Origin of the sequence: Corynebacterium pilosum DSM 20521 = CIP 103422, from assembly GCF_000373805.1 — a bacterium.
In the GTDB taxonomy this organism is placed as follows: Bacteria; Actinomycetota; Actinomycetes; order Mycobacteriales; family Mycobacteriaceae; genus Corynebacterium; species Corynebacterium pilosum.
Map to the genome: position 1 here is coordinate 1 of NZ_KB892444.1, position 16,478 is coordinate 16,478.

At 60.0% G+C, this 16,478-nt stretch carries 14 protein-coding genes and 1 pseudogene; 10 read left to right on the forward strand and 5 right to left on the reverse strand.

The features are described 5' to 3' along the window. Both B097_RS12430 and B097_RS13090 read left to right on the forward strand, forming a co-directional pair. Positions 1-255, forward strand: a pseudogene (locus tag B097_RS12430) (IS256 family transposase); the annotation flags it as partial. Positions 256-330: 75 nt separating this feature from the next. Further along, a complete protein-coding gene (locus tag B097_RS13090) occupies positions 331-1,287 on the forward strand; it encodes a hypothetical protein (protein WP_018581245.1) in 957 nt (318 codons plus the stop codon). 285 nt (positions 1,288-1,572) lie between these two features. Here the strand turns inward: B097_RS13090 and B097_RS0103925 are convergent, their stop codons facing one another. Further along, positions 1,573-2,991, reverse strand: coding sequence for a hypothetical protein (locus B097_RS0103925; protein ID WP_018581246.1), 1,419 nt, complete (start codon positions 2,989-2,991; stop codon positions 1,573-1,575). Positions 2,992-3,113: 122 nt separating this feature from the next. On the opposite strand from B097_RS0103925, the gene B097_RS0103930 reads away from it, so the two are divergent. From B097_RS0103930 to B097_RS0103955, 6 genes are read left to right on the forward strand one after another with little or no spacing between them, the layout of a single operon-like run. Then, a complete protein-coding gene (locus B097_RS0103930; protein ID WP_018581247.1) occupies positions 3,114-6,074 on the forward strand; it encodes a DUF4040 family protein in 2,961 nt (986 codons plus the stop codon). After that, positions 6,071-6,526, forward strand: coding sequence for a sodium:proton antiporter (locus tag B097_RS0103935; RefSeq protein WP_018581248.1), 456 nt, complete (start codon positions 6,071-6,073; stop codon positions 6,524-6,526). Before B097_RS0103930 ends, B097_RS0103935 begins: the two co-directional genes overlap by 4 nt. A 3-nt stretch (positions 6,527-6,529) precedes the next feature. Then, positions 6,530-8,068 (forward strand): monovalent cation/H+ antiporter subunit D family protein, encoded by a 1,539-nt coding sequence (locus B097_RS0103940; protein WP_018581249.1) that lies wholly within the window; start codon positions 6,530-6,532, stop codon positions 8,066-8,068. Further along, entirely contained in the window at positions 8,068-8,469 is a 402-nt protein-coding gene (locus B097_RS0103945; RefSeq protein WP_018581250.1) for a monovalent cation/H+ antiporter subunit E, read from the forward strand. Before B097_RS0103940 ends, B097_RS0103945 begins: the two co-directional genes overlap by 1 nt. 37 nt (positions 8,470-8,506) lie before the next feature. Beyond that, on the forward strand, positions 8,507-8,737 hold the full coding sequence (locus B097_RS0103950; RefSeq protein WP_048402832.1) for a cation:proton antiporter: 231 nt from the start codon (positions 8,507-8,509) through the stop codon (positions 8,735-8,737). Then, positions 8,737-9,063, forward strand: a complete 327-nt coding sequence (locus B097_RS0103955; protein WP_018581252.1) for a Na+/H+ antiporter subunit G — start codon at positions 8,737-8,739, stop codon at positions 9,061-9,063. The genes B097_RS0103950 and B097_RS0103955 overlap by 1 nt, the downstream gene beginning before the upstream one ends. Positions 9,064-9,278: 215 nt before the next feature. Here B097_RS0103955 and B097_RS0103960 read toward each other — a convergent pair whose 3' ends face one another. After that, positions 9,279-10,838 (reverse strand): catalase, encoded by a 1,560-nt coding sequence (locus B097_RS0103960; protein WP_018581253.1) that lies wholly within the window; start codon positions 10,836-10,838, stop codon positions 9,279-9,281. Positions 10,839-10,969: 131 nt separating this feature from the next. On the opposite strand from B097_RS0103960, the gene B097_RS0103965 reads away from it, so the two are divergent. Both B097_RS0103965 and B097_RS0103970 read left to right on the forward strand, forming a co-directional pair. After that, the gene (locus tag B097_RS0103965; RefSeq protein WP_026254290.1) at positions 10,970-11,533 is read left to right on the forward strand and encodes an RNA polymerase sigma factor; all 564 of its coding nucleotides are present in this window, start codon (positions 10,970-10,972) and stop codon (positions 11,531-11,533) included. A 200-nt stretch (positions 11,534-11,733) separates the two neighbouring features. Next, positions 11,734-13,185: a YkvI family membrane protein gene (locus B097_RS0103970; RefSeq protein ID WP_018581255.1), complete on the forward strand. Its 1,452-nt coding sequence runs from the start codon at positions 11,734-11,736 to the stop codon at positions 13,183-13,185. Positions 13,186-13,394: 209 nt separating this feature from the next. Here B097_RS0103970 and B097_RS0103975 read toward each other — a convergent pair whose 3' ends face one another. The 3 genes from B097_RS0103975 to B097_RS0103985 all read right to left on the reverse strand — a co-directional run bounded on the left by B097_RS0103975 (position 13,395) and on the right by B097_RS0103985 (position 16,398). After that, positions 13,395-13,835: a hypothetical protein gene (locus tag B097_RS0103975; RefSeq protein ID WP_018581256.1), complete on the reverse strand. Its 441-nt coding sequence runs from the start codon at positions 13,833-13,835 to the stop codon at positions 13,395-13,397. A 177-nt stretch (positions 13,836-14,012) separates the two neighbouring features. Beyond that, positions 14,013-15,044, reverse strand: a complete 1,032-nt coding sequence (locus B097_RS0103980; protein ID WP_018581257.1) for an aspartate-semialdehyde dehydrogenase — start codon at positions 15,042-15,044, stop codon at positions 14,013-14,015. Between the two features lie 88 nt (positions 15,045-15,132). Continuing rightward, complete coding sequence (locus B097_RS0103985) at positions 15,133-16,398, reverse strand: aspartate kinase (protein ID WP_018581258.1); 1,266 nt, start codon at positions 16,396-16,398, stop codon at positions 15,133-15,135. Positions 16,399-16,478 lie beyond the last annotated feature (80 nt).

Sequence of the window (16,478 nt, forward strand, 5' to 3'; positions counted from 1 at the left end):
GAGTCGATGAACAACGAGCTGCGTAAAGCCACCCGGAATCGGGTGCAGTTCACCAACGATGAGTCTGCGATCAAAACCTTGTGGTTGATGATCTGCAACATTGAGGACAAACGGGCCGCCAAGCGCGCTAAGCAGGGCAAACGGGTCGCGGCGACCAGCGGCCGGCTGATCGAGGGCAGGCGGGNGACGAACTGGAAGCAGGCCATCAACCAGATGTCTGTGGCTTACCCTGACCGCTTCGAGCCCTACCTCTAATAATCACGCCCCACACACAAACAACTTGACACGCTCATGCTCGCTGATCCCCTTTGTGGAAAGAACGACCAGCATATGGCCGAAGATTTGGCAGATCTACATCCAGCTAATGCCCAGATCGTAACTGAAGCACTACAACCTGTTTTTGCGGAAGTGCAGGAGAGACTGGGATCGGCTCTCTACAATTTTCCTTCTTTCACCGCAGGCCTGACTAATACTATGCGGGCTGTTGAAACTTCCAACCTCCTACGCGATCTCAAAGGGCATGCCCTGCCGCCCATACTCAGTTTTCCTGCGATTGAATCGATCGCCCTCGACAAGCTACAAGACGCAATGCGAATTCACGATTCATGGGTGGAGGACTTGCAGGCCCGTCTCGTCGCAACCACCACGGGATTCCGCCGTACGCTTTTTCCTCCAAATCTCCGCCAACTTGCAGACGAGATTACGGCAGAAGAAGTTAACCGGTTCGTAGAAAAAGAAGCAATCCCGCTCTATCTTGTCCCGAAGGGTCGGACGGCGCTCCGACTCATTCGCGCCAAAGATCGACAGGCCAGGAGAAAAGTTCTAAATAGCTGCTTCAACTCGATCGTCGATGATTGCGAAAAAATATTAACTGAATCACGGGCAGAGAGTATTGCTGACCAAGTTAGTTTTATTCGCGATGGCATCGGCGCATTGCGTGCGGGGTATACTCCCTCTGCACAAGCAATGTTTACTGTCACGCTGGACACACTGATCACGCGCTTGTATCCGGATCAGGAAAATTTACGCCGAATCAGAAACCGTCAGAAGGACAAAGACGCTTCCGAGGAATTCGACCAAATGAATATTCGGGAGGCTTTAGTGTGGCTACCTATCTGGAACGCCCATGAGTCATTTTGGCCAAACAAAGGTGATCCAGTGCCCCATCACTTTTCTCGTCACGCCAGCGTGCATGCGGTTACTTCCCGCCAGTTCAACAAGCGGAATTGCATCCAAGCACTGATGTTGGTTACCAGTTTAGTCGGTTATGGAAACGCTCTATGGTAAGTAAAAGCATCGACTCAAAGTATAGAAAACCAGACCTATTTTATCTCGCAGAGCTACAGAGTAACGGAGGGAAAAGGGTATCTAAGCGGCCAGAGATGAACTAGGCAATACCCACAATATTTTGGAAAACGATCCTCCCAGACATAAACCATGGCACAACCGATAAAATCATGAGCAAAACACTGGTTGAGCTGTTAGTGGCAGGGTCTTCCAAAACAGACATGCTGCCCAAGCTGTGATCGTCCAGATAAGAACTCCGACGATGACTTCAGACAATGGTGTTGTCTACTCTGGTGAATCAGCATCCGCCTCAATTGCGCGGCCTCGGGTTACAGCCACGCTGCCCAGGATGGCCAACGCCGCGGCCAGGGCCAGGGAAATCCACAAGGCCTGCGCCGATCCTGCGTTGCCGGCCGCCGACAGAGTGGTCGTCGTCCAGTGCGCCGGCATCGCACTCGCCGCGATCTGCCAGGCTGTGCCCACCGCGCCCGTGGTTGCGGAATTCCACACCCAGCCGACAACGCCCGCCTGCACCGCAGCCAGCAGCGCGGCCACTCCTGCGCCGATGCGTGGTCCGACCGCAGCGAGCAGAATCCACGTCAGGCCGGCTGAGGCGAGTGCCCCAAGTGCAAGTCCGGCGGTAATCGCAATCATCGCCACAGGCGAAAGTCCCGTTCCCAGCACCATCACCAGGACCAGGCCCACCACGGTCAGAAACGCGGTGCCCCCGCCGACGATGGCCCAACGCGACCCATCGACCACGTACGCGGCGAGGGCAAGCGCGAAACCGCCCAGCAGCATAAGCGCCGCGATCAGCATGGCAACCAGCGGGGACAGCGCGCTTGGCGCAACCTCTTCACCCGGGGCCGCGGCTGCTTGCTCTTGCGGGGAGGGCCCAGGAATGGCAGTCTGGACGTCCTGGATCTTCGATTTCGTGTTGCCCGCAATCGTATCTACTTGGGAGGCCCCGTCGTAAAGCTCCTGTGATCCGTCGCGGGCGGTCGCGGTGCCGTCACGTAGCGCCGTCATCCCAGAGGAAAGCTCGCTGGCGCCGGAGGCTGCAGTATTCATCCCGTCATAGAAGGCGTAGCCAGGGGTAGTCAGCTGATTCGATATTTCGCGGGAGCCATCGCGCAACTGGTTGAGTTGGCTGACGATATCCGCAGGTAACTCTGCCGTTTCAACCTGGCCTCGCAGATCCTGGAGCGTGGCACGCGTATCGACGATGGCCGGGTCGGTGGAATCCTTGGTTTCTTCAAGGGTTCGATCAATCGTCGCTATGACCTGTCCTTTGACCGCTTCGAAACCGACGACAGTATCCACGGCAGTGCCTACACCATCGGCGACCTGGGTTGCTCCGCTACCGAGCTGACCCATCCCCGCGTTGAGCTCACTCAACCCCCCTGCCAGGGATTCTGCGCCCGAATGTGCGGTTTCGGCGCCATCGGCTAGTTCGGTCATGCCATCTTTAAGTTCTTCGGCCCCATCTTTGAGCTGGCCTGTCCCATTGGTCAAGAACCCGGCCTGGGATCCCGCCTCGCCGGCGGCACGGCGGGCGTCGACAAGCGCGTTCGAACTTGCCGTGCCTGCGATGGCGGGTGCCCCCTGGACCTCCTCGCCGGTATTCCAGGTGGTGGCCGGGCTCAACGGCATAAAAGCGCCGATGGCGAGGATGACCAATGCGAGGACCAAGCGGGTTTTCATGTTGTGGAACCTACATCTTTGCACTGGTAAAAGGGTGTAGGCACACCGGCATACCCCCAGTTGGTAGGCTAAATGGACTTACTGTGTACGTATTTTCAGCTACTAGTTGGGTGTGATTCACCGTGACATTGCTTATCGCAGTCGCACTGGCAGCAGTGGCGGTGATCCTCGCCCCGCTGTCAGTGCGCCTGTTCGACCGGGGAGCTGGTTGGCCCCTGGCTGTCCTCTATGTTGTCGCAGCTGCCGTGATCGGCCGCGAGCTGCCGGCTGTCATCAACGGCCAAGCCCTGAACTTTGAGGCCGTGTGGGCCCGCGATCTCTTGGGCCCAGGCACCGAGGTCACCGTGTCGCTCAATGGCGACGGCCTCGGTGTTTTCTTTGCGTTGTTGGCGCTGGTGATCGGTGCTGTGGTCTTCATCTATTCGGCGGCCTACCTGCCCAAGGGTGAGGGCAACACGAGTTTTTACACGATCATGACGGCGTTTACGCTGTCTGTCCTGCTGCTCGTGTTGGCTGGCGACGCCGTTGTCCTGTTCATCGCGTGGGAGCTGGTCTCCATCGCCTCGTTCATGCTGATCGCCCGCTCGGGCTCGAGTGGCGAGGCCGGCTCCTACCGCACCTTGGCCCTGACTTTCATCGGCGGCCTGACATTGTTGGCCGCCCTTGCGCTGGCCTCGGTCAACGCGGGTTCGACAAGTCTTTCGACGATCCTTTCGTCAGATGTGTGGGCACAGGACCCAGGCTTGACGACGATCGTTGCCATCCTCGTCGCCACCTCTGCATTCACGAAGGCTGCGCAGTTCCCCTTCCACTTCTGGCTGCCCGAGGCGATGGCCGCGGCCACCCCGGTCTCGGCGTTCCTGCACGCAGCCGCAGTGGTCAAAGCCGGCATTTACTTGCTGCTTCGCTTTTCGACGATCTTCCATGACGTCCCCGCCTGGAACACGATGTTGATTGTTTTCGGTATGGGTACCGCCCTCATTTCGGCGGTGTTCGCGATCACGAAGACGGATCTGAAGCAGCTGACGGCCTACTCCACGGTGTCCCACCTGGGCTGGATCGTGGCCACCATCGGTGTGGGCACCCAGTTCGCTCTGGCAGCCGCGCTGGTGCACACCTTGGCGCACGCCCTGTTCAAGTCTTCGCTGTTCATGCTGATCGGCGTGGTGGACCACCAAGCCGGCTCGCGCGATGTGCGCCGCCTGGGCAAGCTGTACGACAAGATGCCGTTTACCTTCGTCTCTGTGGTGGTCGCGGCTGCGTCGATGGCCGCTGTACCTCCGCTGTTCGGCTTTGTGTCGAAGGAAGGCATGCTCACAGCGTTCATGGAGGCGCCAGCCTCCGGTGTTCTGGTCGCCGTGGCCGGCATCGCGGCGTTTCTCACCTTCGTGTACTCGGCCAAGATCGTCTTCGGCGCCTTCGTCGATGGCCCGCGCGATATGAGCGGTGTGAAGGAAGCCCCGGTCTCGCTGTGGCTGCCGGCAGCACTACCTGGCTGGATGTCCCTGGTGCTCATCTTCCTTCTTGGCGCCGTGGACTCCCCCATCAACGCTGCCGTGCACGCGATTACGGGTACCACAGACTACGAATCACACCTGGCCATCTGGCACGGCGTGAACACCCCGTTCATCGTGTCGATGATCGTTCTCGTCGCAGGCATCGCTTTCCTCTTCGTCCGCAAACCGGTGTGGAAGGCCCTGGAGAACAAGGAACTCCTGCCGAAGTCCGGCAACGATCTGCTGCATGGCCTCGTCACCGGCATGAAGGCCCTGGGCCGTGGCATGGGTGAGATGGCTAACTCCTTCAACCCTTCGCGTCACCTGGTGTGGCTGGTGCTCACCGTGATCGCGCTGGGAATGGGCACGCTGCTGCTGTCCACTGGCATCGACGGCATGCCGATGGCAGACCGCGCACCTGGGCTGGACAACTGGTGGGACCTCATCCCGTTTGCCATCATCACCGTGTCGGTGATCGGCCTGATCACCACCCGCCACCGCCTCGCCGCCGCCGTGCTCATCGGTACGGCGGGTGTGGGCATGAGCTTGCAGATGCTGCTGCTGGGCGCTCCCGACGTGGCGCTCACCCAGTTCTTGGTGGAATCGCTCACCGTCGTTGTCATCATGATGGTGGTGCGGTACCAGCCACGGCTCTTCCCAGACACGTCCACTCGTCGAAAAGTGGTCGCCGGAATCATCGCCATCCTGGCAGGTATCACCGCCTTCCTGGGTGTCTTCACGCTGCTGGGCCGGCGCGAGCGCTCGGACCTGGCAATGTGGTACATCAACGAGGGCGGGCCGATGGCCGCGGCCGACAATATCGTCGCCGTGATCATCGTGGAATTCCGTGGTTTCGATACCTTGGGCGAGCTGTCCGTGCTGGGCATGGCGGCCGTGGTGATCGCCGCGGTGACCTCCTCGATGCCACGCCACAACTTCGAGGAAGGCACACGTCCTCGCCCGTTCGGCCAGTCGCAGCTGAACTCGATCCCGCTGCGCAAGGCGCTGACATTCATCTGGCCCGTACTGATCGTGCTGAGCATCCTGGTGTTCTACCGTGGCCACCAGCTCCCGGGCGGCGGCTTCGTGGCAGCACTCATCCTTGCGACCGGTTTCGCCCTGTCTTATATCTCCAAGGGTGCGGACGGGAACGTCGTCGGCAAGCAAGTCCCGATCTGGCTGACTGGCATCGGCATCATCGTCGCGATCAGCGCCGGCTTCCTGGGCTATATCGAAGGCGGCTTCCTCTATGCCATCCACGGGGAGATCGCCGGCGAGCACCTGACCACCTCCCTGATCTTCGATGCCGGTATTTACATGGCCGTGCTGGGCATGCTGACCATGGCCATCAACGCTCTTGGTGGGTACCTTCGCCCAGGTGTGGGCATGGACGAGCTCAGCTACACGCGCAGCGAACCAGATAATCCGCTGCCGAACGCGCCGGAGCCGGAGGAGCCGGAGAACCCGACTGAGACGTACCCCGATCCGATCAACCCGGCGGACAACCCACAACCAGTTGGGGCCGGCGGGCACAACGCACGCGCGACGCACACCAACTCTGCACATGAGAAGGAGGACGGCCGATGATTATGGCATTAACAATCGCAGTGCTGGTGGCAGGTTCTGTCTACCTGATTCTGCAACGCGGCATGGTCCGCATTGTCTTCGGCATGAGCTTGTTCGGGCACGCCTCCAACCTCACCCTGCTGGCAGCAGGTGTGGGCGCGTGGCGTGGCCAGGTCTTCCCCTCCACAACCGACGTTGAGGACATGGCCGATCCCCTCCCCCAGGCGTTCGTGCTGACCGCCATCGTGATCGCGATGGCCACCACCACCATCTTGCTGATGCTGGCCGCACTCGGCCGCAACGATGACACGAGCGACGACCAGTCCGATAACGCGCGCGCCAAGGATACCGATACCCTGGCCGGACGTGTCGACGATCCGGACGCCGCCGTGGTGGGGCCCGATAGCTTGACGACGGCTGGCCGCACCGCACGCGCAACCGCCCAGAAGCCGACCCAGAAGAAGGAGGCGTAGACCATGGATACGACAACTGCAGCAGCCATGCTGCCCCTCTTCGTGGCCGTGCCCCTGATCACCTCTGCGGTGGCGGCACTGGCCAAGTCCAAACCAATCCATGACTTCCTTGGGCTGCTCATTCCGGCGGTGAACCTGGCCGGCGGTATCTGGCTGTACTGGTACACCTCGACCCACGGCGCGATCGCGCACGTAATCGGCCTGTACAAGGGTGGCGCAGGTATCTCTTTTGCTGCCGACGAGTTCTCGGCACTGATGATCATCTTCACCATGTTGATCGCGCTGGTGTCCAACTGGTTTGCGGCCGTGGCCGGTGAGACTCGCGAACGTTTCTACACCGCGCTGACCTTGGTGTTGATCACCGGTGTGTCGGGTGCGTTGCTCACCGCCGACCTGTTCAACTTCTTCGTGATGATCGAGGTCATGCTCTTGCCGTCCTACGGGCTGATCGCAATGACCGGTACCCGCGACCGCCTGCTGTCTGCCCGCACCTTCGTGCTGGTGAACCTGGCGGCATCCACACTGCTGGTGCTGGGTGTGGGCTATGTGTACGGCGTGACCGGCGCGGTGAATATCGCTTCCCTTGCTGGTGCTGCTGCCGGCAACGGCCCTGTCACGGTTGCGATGGGCATCGTGATGATCGCCATCGCCGCGAAAGCAGGCGTATTCCCGCTGCATACCTGGCTGCCACGGACCTACCCGTCCTCCTCGGCTGCAGTCATGGGCCTCTTCTCGGGCCTGCACACCAAGGTGGCGGTGTACATGATCTTCCGCATCTACGTGGTCATCTTCGATCTGGAGAGCCGCTGGGAGTGGTTGATCATCGTCATCATGGTGATCTCCATGCTGGTGGGCGCGTTCGCTGGTCTGGCGGAGAACTCGATCCGCCGCGTACTCGCCTACCAGATGGTCAACGGTATGCCGTTCATCCTGATCATGCTGGCTTTCGTGGCGGAGAATCCGCGCTACGCGCTGGCCGGCGGCCTGATGTACACGTTGCATCACATGGTCACCGTGGGCTCGCTGGTGCTCAACTCGGGCGCCATCGAGGAAACCTACGGCACAGGCACCCTATCCAAGCTGGCGGGCCTGATGCGCCGCGACCCGATGACGGCCGCGATCTTCGCCGCCGGCGCATTCTCCGTGGTGGGCTTCCCACCGTTCTCCGGCCTGTGGGGCAAGCTGACCATCGTGTTCGCCGCGGCCGCACCGGGCGATGCCCGCAGCTGGGTCGTCATCACCGCGATCATCGGCGCGTCCTTCGGCGCACTCTTGGCGATGATGCGGGTGTGGCGCGAAGTGTTCTGGGGCAAGCCAATGCAGCGCTTCCCCGAGACTTTGCGCGTACGCACGAGCCTGTGGCTTCCGTCGGCTGCACTGATGGTGGTCTCGCTCGTGATGTTCTTTGGCGCAGGCTTCCTGTGGGAGTCGGTGCTGACCAGTGTCGACGGCCTGCTCGACGTAGACTCCTACGTACAAGCAGTGCTTGGCGACGATGCCATCGGCATTCCCAACGTGGCCGAACTACAGGGAGGTAACTAATGCACGTCATTGGATACATTTTCTGGCTGATTAAAGAGATCTTCGTCGCCGGCTTCGATGCTGCGTGGAAGGGCTTGAAACCCACCAATGAGCTCAACCCGGTCGTGATCTACTACCCGCTTCGCGTCACCAGCGACTGGGAGCTCTTCTGGTTCTCCGTCTCCGTGACTGCGACACCGACCACGTTGTCGCTGGGTTTCCGCGAACCCACCAAGGAGGGGGACCCACGGATCCTGATCGTCCAGTCCGCCTTCGGCTCTGACCCGCTGGATGATATTGCGTCCTTCGCTGACATGGAGGAGCGCATGGCGCCACGAGTCAAGGACACACCGCTGGATCCGACAACGGTCTACTACGAGTATCCCGCAGCCGACATCACCGCTTCAGGCAAGGAGGTCTAGAGTGTTTACCACCATCATCACCGTGTGCATCGGCATCATGGCAGGCTGCCTCATCGCTGGCCTGTATCTGATCGTGCGCACCCCTGACAACTTCACGAAGGCCGTGCTGTCCGACCTTGTTTTCTATTCGATGATCGCCATCTTCCTGTCATGGACGTTGTTCAATGACTCGTTGATCGCCTATGAGGTTGCACTTCTCGCCGCTGTTGTCGGTGGTGTGCTGCCGACAATGTCGATGGCACGCATCATCTCGAAGGGGCGACGCTAATGACCATCGCCGAAATCATCGCATCCATCCTGGTCATCATCGCCACCGTCATGGCGGTCTCCACCACTATTTTGCAGTTCCGCGCACCCGACGCGCTCACCCGCGTCAACCTACTCGGTCCTTTGACCAGCGTGGGAGTCCCGCTGTTGATCGTGGCAAAGCTTGTCATCGACTGGTCTACCACTGGTTTTGAGTGGCACCTGTTCATCCGCGCCATCATCGCCATCGCTGCGATGTGGGTGATCGCCGCGGTCGGCTCCTTCATCATGGGCCGCTCCATGTACGGCGTGACCATCGTCGATAAGAAGCACGGGATCGAAGAATAACCCGGCCTCGCTGGACCCACCGCCGCCCTGTCCCCGCAAACTGTTGGAACTCAACTGTTGGAACAGGGCGGTTTTTGCGACCTCAAAGGCCCGAACGCCCCTAATCCAACAGTTCAGCTTCGACAGTTTGGCCCGTGACCCAAGAAAAACTCCGGCCCGGCCACCATTTCGGTAGCCGGGCCGGAGTTCTTATGCGTTAATGCAGTGTTATTGCTTTACTGCTGTGCACGCTTCTGTGCCAGGGATTCGCGAACACGCTTGCCCAAGTCTTCATCGACGTTGGTCCAGTATTCGTAGACGCGCTCCTCAACATCCTTGTTCTTGATTGGCAGCATCTTGTTGGTGATGTTGTGAACGATGCGTTCCTTCTCACCATCGTCGAAGACCTCGCGGTACAGGATACCTGCCTGCATGAAGTCATCGTCGTCCTTGTGCTTGACATAAGCAGCACGGGTCAGATCGGTGCCGTGTGGGTCTGGGTTGACGTAGAGGTCATCCGCCTGGCCGTAGGTGGTGTGGTTGGAGGAAGAATCCTCGCCATTGTCCAAGTAGCCAGCGCCCTTGTCGGTGCGGTTCGGGCTGTAGTTTGGCTCACCCTCGTTGTTGAAGAAGTAAGCCATGGAGCCGCGCTCCGAGTAGGTGTTGACCTCGTTGATCGGACGGTTCACCGGCAGGTCGCGGTAGTTCGCGCCGATGCGGTAACGCTGCTGGTCAGCGTATGCGAACACACGGCCCTGCAGCATGCGGTCTGGGGAGAGGCCCACGCCGGGAACCAGGTTGGATGGGTCCAGCGCCATCTGCTCGATCTGTGCGTGGTAGTTCTTCGGGTTGCGGTTCAACACGAAGTAGCCCACATCGTGCAGCGGGTAGTCCTTCTGCGACCAGGTCTTGGTCAGGTCGAATGGGTTCCAGCGGTAGTTCTCTGCCTCGTCGAATGGCATGATCTGCACCTTGACGTCCCAGATTGGGTAGTCGCCGCGCTCAATTGCCTCGTAGAGGTCCTGGCGGTGGTAGTCGGCGTTCTTGCCGGCCATCTCCTCTGCCTCTTCGTCGGTGAAGCAGTCCCAGCCCTGGCGGGTCTTGAAGTGGTACTTCACCCAGACTGGGGTGCCTTCCTCGTTAATCCACTGGAAGGTGTGGGAACCGAAGCCGTCCTGGTTGCGGGTGGTCTTCGGGGTACCGCGGTCGCCCATCAGGTAGGTCACCTGGTGTGCAGACTCTGGGGTGCGGGTCCAGAAGTCCCACTGCATCTCATCGTCACGCAGGCCGGAAGCTGGGTTGCGCTTCTGGGAGTGGATGAAGTCAGGGAACTTAATCGCGTCACGCAAGAAGAAGGTTGGCGTGTTGTTACCAACGATGTCATAGTTGCCGTCTTCGGTGTAGAAACGCAGTGCGAAACCGTGCACGTCACGCCAGGTATCTGGGGAGCCTGCCTCGCCCGCAACGGTGGAGAAACGACCCGCCATTGGGGTGACGGTGCCCTTCTGGAACAGCTTCGCCTTGGTGTACTGGGAAACATCCTCAGTGATGTGCAGTTCACCGAAAGCGCCGTGGCCCTTAGCGTGAGGGATACGCTCTGGAACGTTCTCGCGGTTGAAGTGCGCGAGCTTCTCGATCATGTGGATATCATCCAGCACGTTCGGGCCCTGTGGGCCAGCGGTGACGGAGATGTTCTCGGAAGGAACTGGCGCACCATTCAAGCGAGTGGTGGTGCCGTCACCTGCGGCGCGCTCGCCACGGGAAACGACATTTTCTGCTGCTGACTTATCAGCCATTACAGCCTCCTTAAGGTTTGGGTTATTAATTGGTAGCAATTGATAGTTTACGGGAAATGGTAGGGCTTGGCAAGGAGTTTCCGCTCCGCCCCCAGCGTACCGAAAAGGCGCAGCTGGTAACCTTTACTTTCGTGAGCAGGCGAAACGACGATTACGTCACCTCCCTGGCCCTGAAGGCCGGCAGAGGTGACAAGCGTGCGCTTTCACAATTCATCGAAGAAACTCACGACGACGTCTGGCGCCTTTTGGCCCACCTCGCAGGGCGCGAGCATGCCGACGACCTCACCCAAGAGACCTACCTCCGCGTGATGGGGTCACTGCCCAGTTTCGCCGCGCGGTCGTCGGCACGCACCTGGCTTTTGTCCCTGGCCCGGCGCGTCTGGGTTGATAGCGTGCGCCACGATATGGCCCGGCCACGCAAATCCGCCACTGAGTATGACGACGTTGCGGCCAACACTCCAACGCGGGACAACCCCAACACGTGGAGCGACATGATTGACCTGCGCACGATGATCAATCAGCTGCCGGAGGAGCGTCGTGAAGCGCTCATCCTTACCCAGGTCCTGGGGTACACCTATGAGGAAGCCGCGAGGATTGCGGGCGTGCGCGTGGGAACGATCCGCTCACGGGTGGCGCGCGCCCGGCGCGACCTCATCGCAGCCACTGAGGCCCCCGCCGAAAAAGACAACAACTAAGCCGCCTGCGCCTGGGCGGTACGCAGGAAAGCTAAATTGTTACCCATTAGCAACATTGGCACCGCCTGCCCGCCAACTGGGCATTCCCCACTATCCGCACCATTTGCAAGGTTTAGGTATTCCCATACCGCTCCCCATTCGACTCGAAAATGAGTTAACTAGAGCGCACTATTGTTACTTTTAAATAGTGGAGTATTCACATGCTTAAGAAGTCCATAGCGATTGGTATGGCATTTATCGGCGTCGTTGTCGGCGCCGGCTTTGCATCTGGCCAAGAGGCCGTGCAGTACTTTGTTGCATTCGGTAACTGGGGACTGGTTGGTGCCATCGTCGGTGCCCTCCTCATGCTCATCATGGGCGTATCCATTCTGCAGCTGGGCAGTTACTTCCAGGCCAAAGAGCACATGGCAGTACTGGGCAATATTTCGTCGAAAATCGTTTCCTGGATTCTGGACATCGCCACAGTGATCACCCTGTTCTCCATTGGGTTTGTGATGTTCGCCGGTGGTGGCTCGAACCTGAACCAACAGTTTGGCTGGCCTCTGTGGATCGGCACCTTCCTCATGCTGTCGCTGGTGATCGCCACCGGTTTCCTCAACGTGGATAAGGTCACCACCGTGATCGGCGCCCTCACGCCGTTCATTCTCCTGTTCACCATTAGCGCCTGCGTGTACACACTCGTGGTGTCCTCACCTGACTGGTCCGTGATTGATTCCTACGCCACCAGCGAGGTGGCCACCACCCTGCCTAATTGGTGGATTTCAGCGCTGAACTACACCGGGCTGAACGTCATGTGCGTGGTCTCCATGGCCCTGGTCATCGGCGGCAACCAGTTCGACACGAAGGCAGCCGGCTGGGGTGGCCTAATGGGCGGTCTTGCCTACCTGGTGATGCTGCTTCTGCTGGTCTCTTCCCTGTACGTCCAGGTGGAAACCGTCAATGGCGACGACATGCCAGTTCTAACCTTGATCAATGAGATCCACCCAGTACTGGGCACGCTCATGGCCGTGGTGATCTTCGGCATGGTGTTCAACACGGCCGTGTCCATGTTCTATGCGCTGGCGAAGCGGCTGACCCGCGGGAAGGGCGAGAAGCAGTTCCGCATCGTTTATGTGGCCAGCTGCTTGATTGGCTTCGTCTTGTCGTTCATCGGTTTCCAGAAGCTGGTCGGCTACGTCTACCCGATCCTGGGCTACATGGGCCTGTTGATGATCGTGGTTGTCGCTGCCGCATGGCTGCGCGGTCGCTCCAAGCTGGATAAGGAAGGTCGCATCCGCATCCGCGCGATGGACCTGACCCGCCGCAAGATGGATCCCCGCCTGCGTTTCACTAAGCGCAATGAGCGCGAGCTTGCCCGCCTCACCGCCGCGTCCTCTGTTGCCAACGACATCTTCGAGGAGTCCATCTCCGAAGAGATTTCCAAAGAGCTCGCCGCCGACAAGGAGCTGCCAGACTTTGACCCGGAGGATGGGCCATCTGACGTTGTCGTTGTCTCCCACACCGCTCCGGTCACGCACGGGGAGTACCTGACCACCCCGCCACGCGATGATGCTCTGAGCAAGGACGAGGACGAGATCACTGACGAAGAGTTCGCCGAGTGGGAGCGTGAAGCCCGCGAGGAGGAAGAGGAGCGTTCGCGTAACGACGAATAACCCGCCGCCCTGCGCCACCGCGCTTCACTGTCGAACCTCAACTGTTGGAACTGGGGCGTTTGGGTGTCCTAAACGGAGAAAACCGCCCTGTTCCAACATTCCAGTTCCAGCAGTTTGCAGTTTCTAGCGGCCGAGAGCGCCCGCGGAGCAGAGAAATAACGATGGCCCGCCCCATGTGGGGCGGGCCATTCCTCTTTGAAACCTTGAAACTATCCGAAGATCTGCGCCAGTGTGGCTACCAAACCGGTTACCCAGGATGGAGGCTGCGACGTAGGAGTTGCCTCCATGGTGTTTTCCGGGCTCACCTTGTTGGTCACGGTGATCTCTACCTCGTCGATCAGCGAGCCGTCCTCGGCGACCAGGTCAAGGGTGACGCACTCGCCTTCCTCTGCGGAGGCGGGAACGGCGACGCGGAAGGTACCGTTCTGCCCCCAGACGCTCCACCCAGCAGGCAGGTGTGTGTCCTCGCTGATGCGTACCCGCCCAGACTCCAAGGAGGAAGGTTCGCCCGTAGGCTCAAGGACCACCGTCTCTCCAGGCTTGGCGGTCTCATCATCCCAGGCAAGATCTGGCTTCGCTGCTGCTACCGGCGCGCAGGCGACCATGATCGCTGCGATGCCGGTGGCGAGCCACCCAGCCTTCGATGCCATGAGCAATTACCTACCTTGAGATAGCGGAGAGATCGGGACCTTTCTTTGACCTCCCCATATTGTGTCTCTGTCATCGAGTCCTTGCAAGCGGTGTTACCGCATTGAGATCGAATGTTAATAAAATACAAATGCCACTCCCCTGGGGTGAGAAGTGGCATTCTGACGAAGTGGTCGTCGTTAAGCGAGAAGCTCCGCGATCTGAACAGTGTTCAGGGCAGCGCCCTTACGCAGGTTATCGCCGGAGACTACGAAGACGAGGCCGCGGTTATCGTCGATGGTCTGGTCCTGGCGGATGCGCCCCACCAGGGAATCGTCCTTGCCGGCGGCGGCGAGCGGGGTAGGTACCTCGGTCACCGTCACGCCAGGTGCGGCCTCCAGAACTGCCTTCGCCTCTTCAGGCGTGATGGACTGAGCAAACTCTGCGTGGACAACCATGGTGTGGCCCGTCATCACGGGGACGCGGACGCAGGTGCCAGAGACTTTCAGCTCAGGGATGTTCAGAATGCGGCGCGACTCGTTGCGCAGCTTCTGCTCCTCATCGGTTTCGAAAGAGCCGTCGTCGACAAACGCGCCGGCCATGGGCAGCACGTTGTAGGCGATCGGGGCGACGTAGGGGCCGTTCTCCCCAAGATCGTGGGAAGAGCCATCGTAGACCAAGTCTTCAGCGTTGTCTCCAACAGCCTTGATCTGGTTCTCCAGCGTCTGCACACCGGCCAGACCAGAACCCGATACAGCCTGGTAGGAGGCGACGCGCAGGACCTTCAGATCAGCCTTCTGGTGCAGGGCGCTCAGCGCCGGCATGCACGCCATGGTGGTGCAGTTCGGGTTCGCGATGATGCCTTTCTTCAGGCCCTTCACGGTGTCCGGGTTGACCTCAGACACCACCAGCGGCACATCGGTGTCCTTGCGCCATGCCGACGAGTTATCCACAACCTTCACGCCCGCCTCAGCAAACACCGGCGCCCACTCCTTAGAGGTGGAACCGCCTGCGGAGAACAGCGCGATGTCAATGTCCTTCACAGAGTCTGCGGTGACCTGGGTGAGGTCCTCCACCTCGATCTCCTGGCCCTGGAATTCCAGCTTCTTACCAGCGGAACGAGGGGATGCGAAGAATCGCACCTTGTCTGCCGGGAACTTACGCTCAGCGAGGATCTCGCGCATCACTTGGCCGACCTGGCCGGTGGCGCCTACAACTGCGATGGTGGTCATGTGCGTATAACTCACTTTCGTAGGGTGAATGAACTTCTACCTACAGTACCCCGTGTGCAGGTCGGCGCACTACACGGCCCCGGCAGGCTTAACGCCCGGTACCGGCGTACACAGTGGCGGCCTCGTCGCCACCGAGCTCGAACTTGTCGTGGATCGCTACCGTGGCCTTGTCAAGGTCGGCTTCGCGAACCACAGCGGTGATACGGATTTCGGAGGTGGTGAACATCTCGATGTTGATGCCAGCATCGCGCAGCGCCTCGGAGAACTCTGCGGTCACACCTGGGTGAGACTTCATACCAGCACCGACTAGGGAAACCTTGCCGATCTGGTCGTCGTAGGTAACGTTCGCCCAACCGTTCTCGTTCTGCAGGTTCGTCAGCAGCTCGACGGCGCGTGGGCCGTCTTCTGTAGGCAGGGTGAAGGTGATGTCAGTGGTGTTGTCGTCGAGGGAGGAGATGTTCTGGATCACCATGTCAATGTTGATCTCAGCATTCGCTAGGGCACGGAACACCTTGGCTGCCTCGCCTGGGTTGTCCGGGATGCCCAGGATGGTGATCTTTGCTTCGGACTTGTCGGTTGCTACACCGGTCAGGACTGCTTCTTCCACGGGGGTATCCTCCATCGATCCGGTTACTAGGGTGCCGGGGTCATTGCTATAAGACGAGCGAACTCGCATCGGGACGTTGAATGCGCGCGCATATTCCACGCTGCGCAGGACCAAAATCTTAGAACCGGCGGCGGCCAGTTCCAGCATCTCTTCAAAGCAGAGCTGCTCGATCTTCTGGGCATCTTTCACGATGCGTGGGTCGGCGGAGTAGATGCCGTCGACGTCGGAGTAGATCTCACACACGTCTGCGTTTAGCGCTGCCGCCAGCGCCACCGCGGTGGTGTCGGAACCGCCGCGGCCCAGGGTGGTCACGTCGCGAGTGTCACGGTTGACGCCCTGAAAACCAGCGACGATGGCGATCTTGCCGTCGTCAAGCGCTTCCTGCACGCGCCCTGGGGTCACATCGACGATGCGGGCGTTGCCGTGACGCTCCGTTGTGAGGACGCCGGCCTGGGAGCCAGTAAAGGACTGCACCGGCGCGCCGAAGGACGCGATTGCCATTGCCACCAGGGAGTTCGAGATGCGCTCGCCTGCGGTGAGCAGCATGTCCATCTCGCGGGCAGGCGGGACGGGGTTGACCTGTTCCGCCAGGTCCAGCAATTCGTCAGTGGTATCACCCATTGCGGAGCAGACCACCACGACATCATCGCCCTGTTTCTTTCGCGCGACGATCCGCTCTGCTACCGCGCGGATGCGCTCGGCGCTCTCCAGGGAAGAGCCTCCGTACTTCTGTACGACCAGTGCCACAGGTGGGCCACCTTTCCGTCGAGGTCGGGGGAACGTGAGTTTTTGAGCTTTCAACGTGACTCACGCCGTTATGTTACCTG

What these genes read in the sequence shown, in the direction of transcription:
- B097_RS13090 (WP_018581245.1), top strand. Translation starts at nt 331, where the DNA reads ATGGCCGAAGATTTGGCAGATCTACATCCAGCTAATGCCCAGATCGTA.
- B097_RS0103925 (WP_018581246.1), bottom strand. Translation starts at nt 2,991, where the DNA reads ATGAAAACCCGCTTGGTCCTCGCATTGGTCATCCTCGCCATCGGCGCT.
- B097_RS0103935 (WP_018581248.1), top strand. Translation starts at nt 6,071, where the DNA reads ATGATTATGGCATTAACAATCGCAGTGCTGGTGGCAGGTTCTGTCTAC.
- B097_RS0103940 (WP_018581249.1), top strand. Translation starts at nt 6,530, where the DNA reads ATGGATACGACAACTGCAGCAGCCATGCTGCCCCTCTTCGTGGCCGTG.
- B097_RS0103945 (WP_018581250.1), top strand. Translation starts at nt 8,068, where the DNA reads ATGCACGTCATTGGATACATTTTCTGGCTGATTAAAGAGATCTTCGTC.
- B097_RS0103950 (WP_048402832.1), top strand. Translation starts at nt 8,507, where the DNA reads ATGGCAGGCTGCCTCATCGCTGGCCTGTATCTGATCGTGCGCACCCCT.
- B097_RS0103955 (WP_018581252.1), top strand. Translation starts at nt 8,737, where the DNA reads ATGACCATCGCCGAAATCATCGCATCCATCCTGGTCATCATCGCCACC.
- B097_RS0103960 (WP_018581253.1), bottom strand. Translation starts at nt 10,838, where the DNA reads ATGGCTGATAAGTCAGCAGCAGAAAATGTCGTTTCCCGTGGCGAGCGC.
- B097_RS0103970 (WP_018581255.1), top strand. Translation starts at nt 11,734, where the DNA reads ATGCTTAAGAAGTCCATAGCGATTGGTATGGCATTTATCGGCGTCGTT.
- B097_RS0103975 (WP_018581256.1), bottom strand. Translation starts at nt 13,835, where the DNA reads ATGGCATCGAAGGCTGGGTGGCTCGCCACCGGCATCGCAGCGATCATG.
- B097_RS0103980 (WP_018581257.1), bottom strand. Translation starts at nt 15,044, where the DNA reads ATGACCACCATCGCAGTTGTAGGCGCCACCGGCCAGGTCGGCCAAGTG.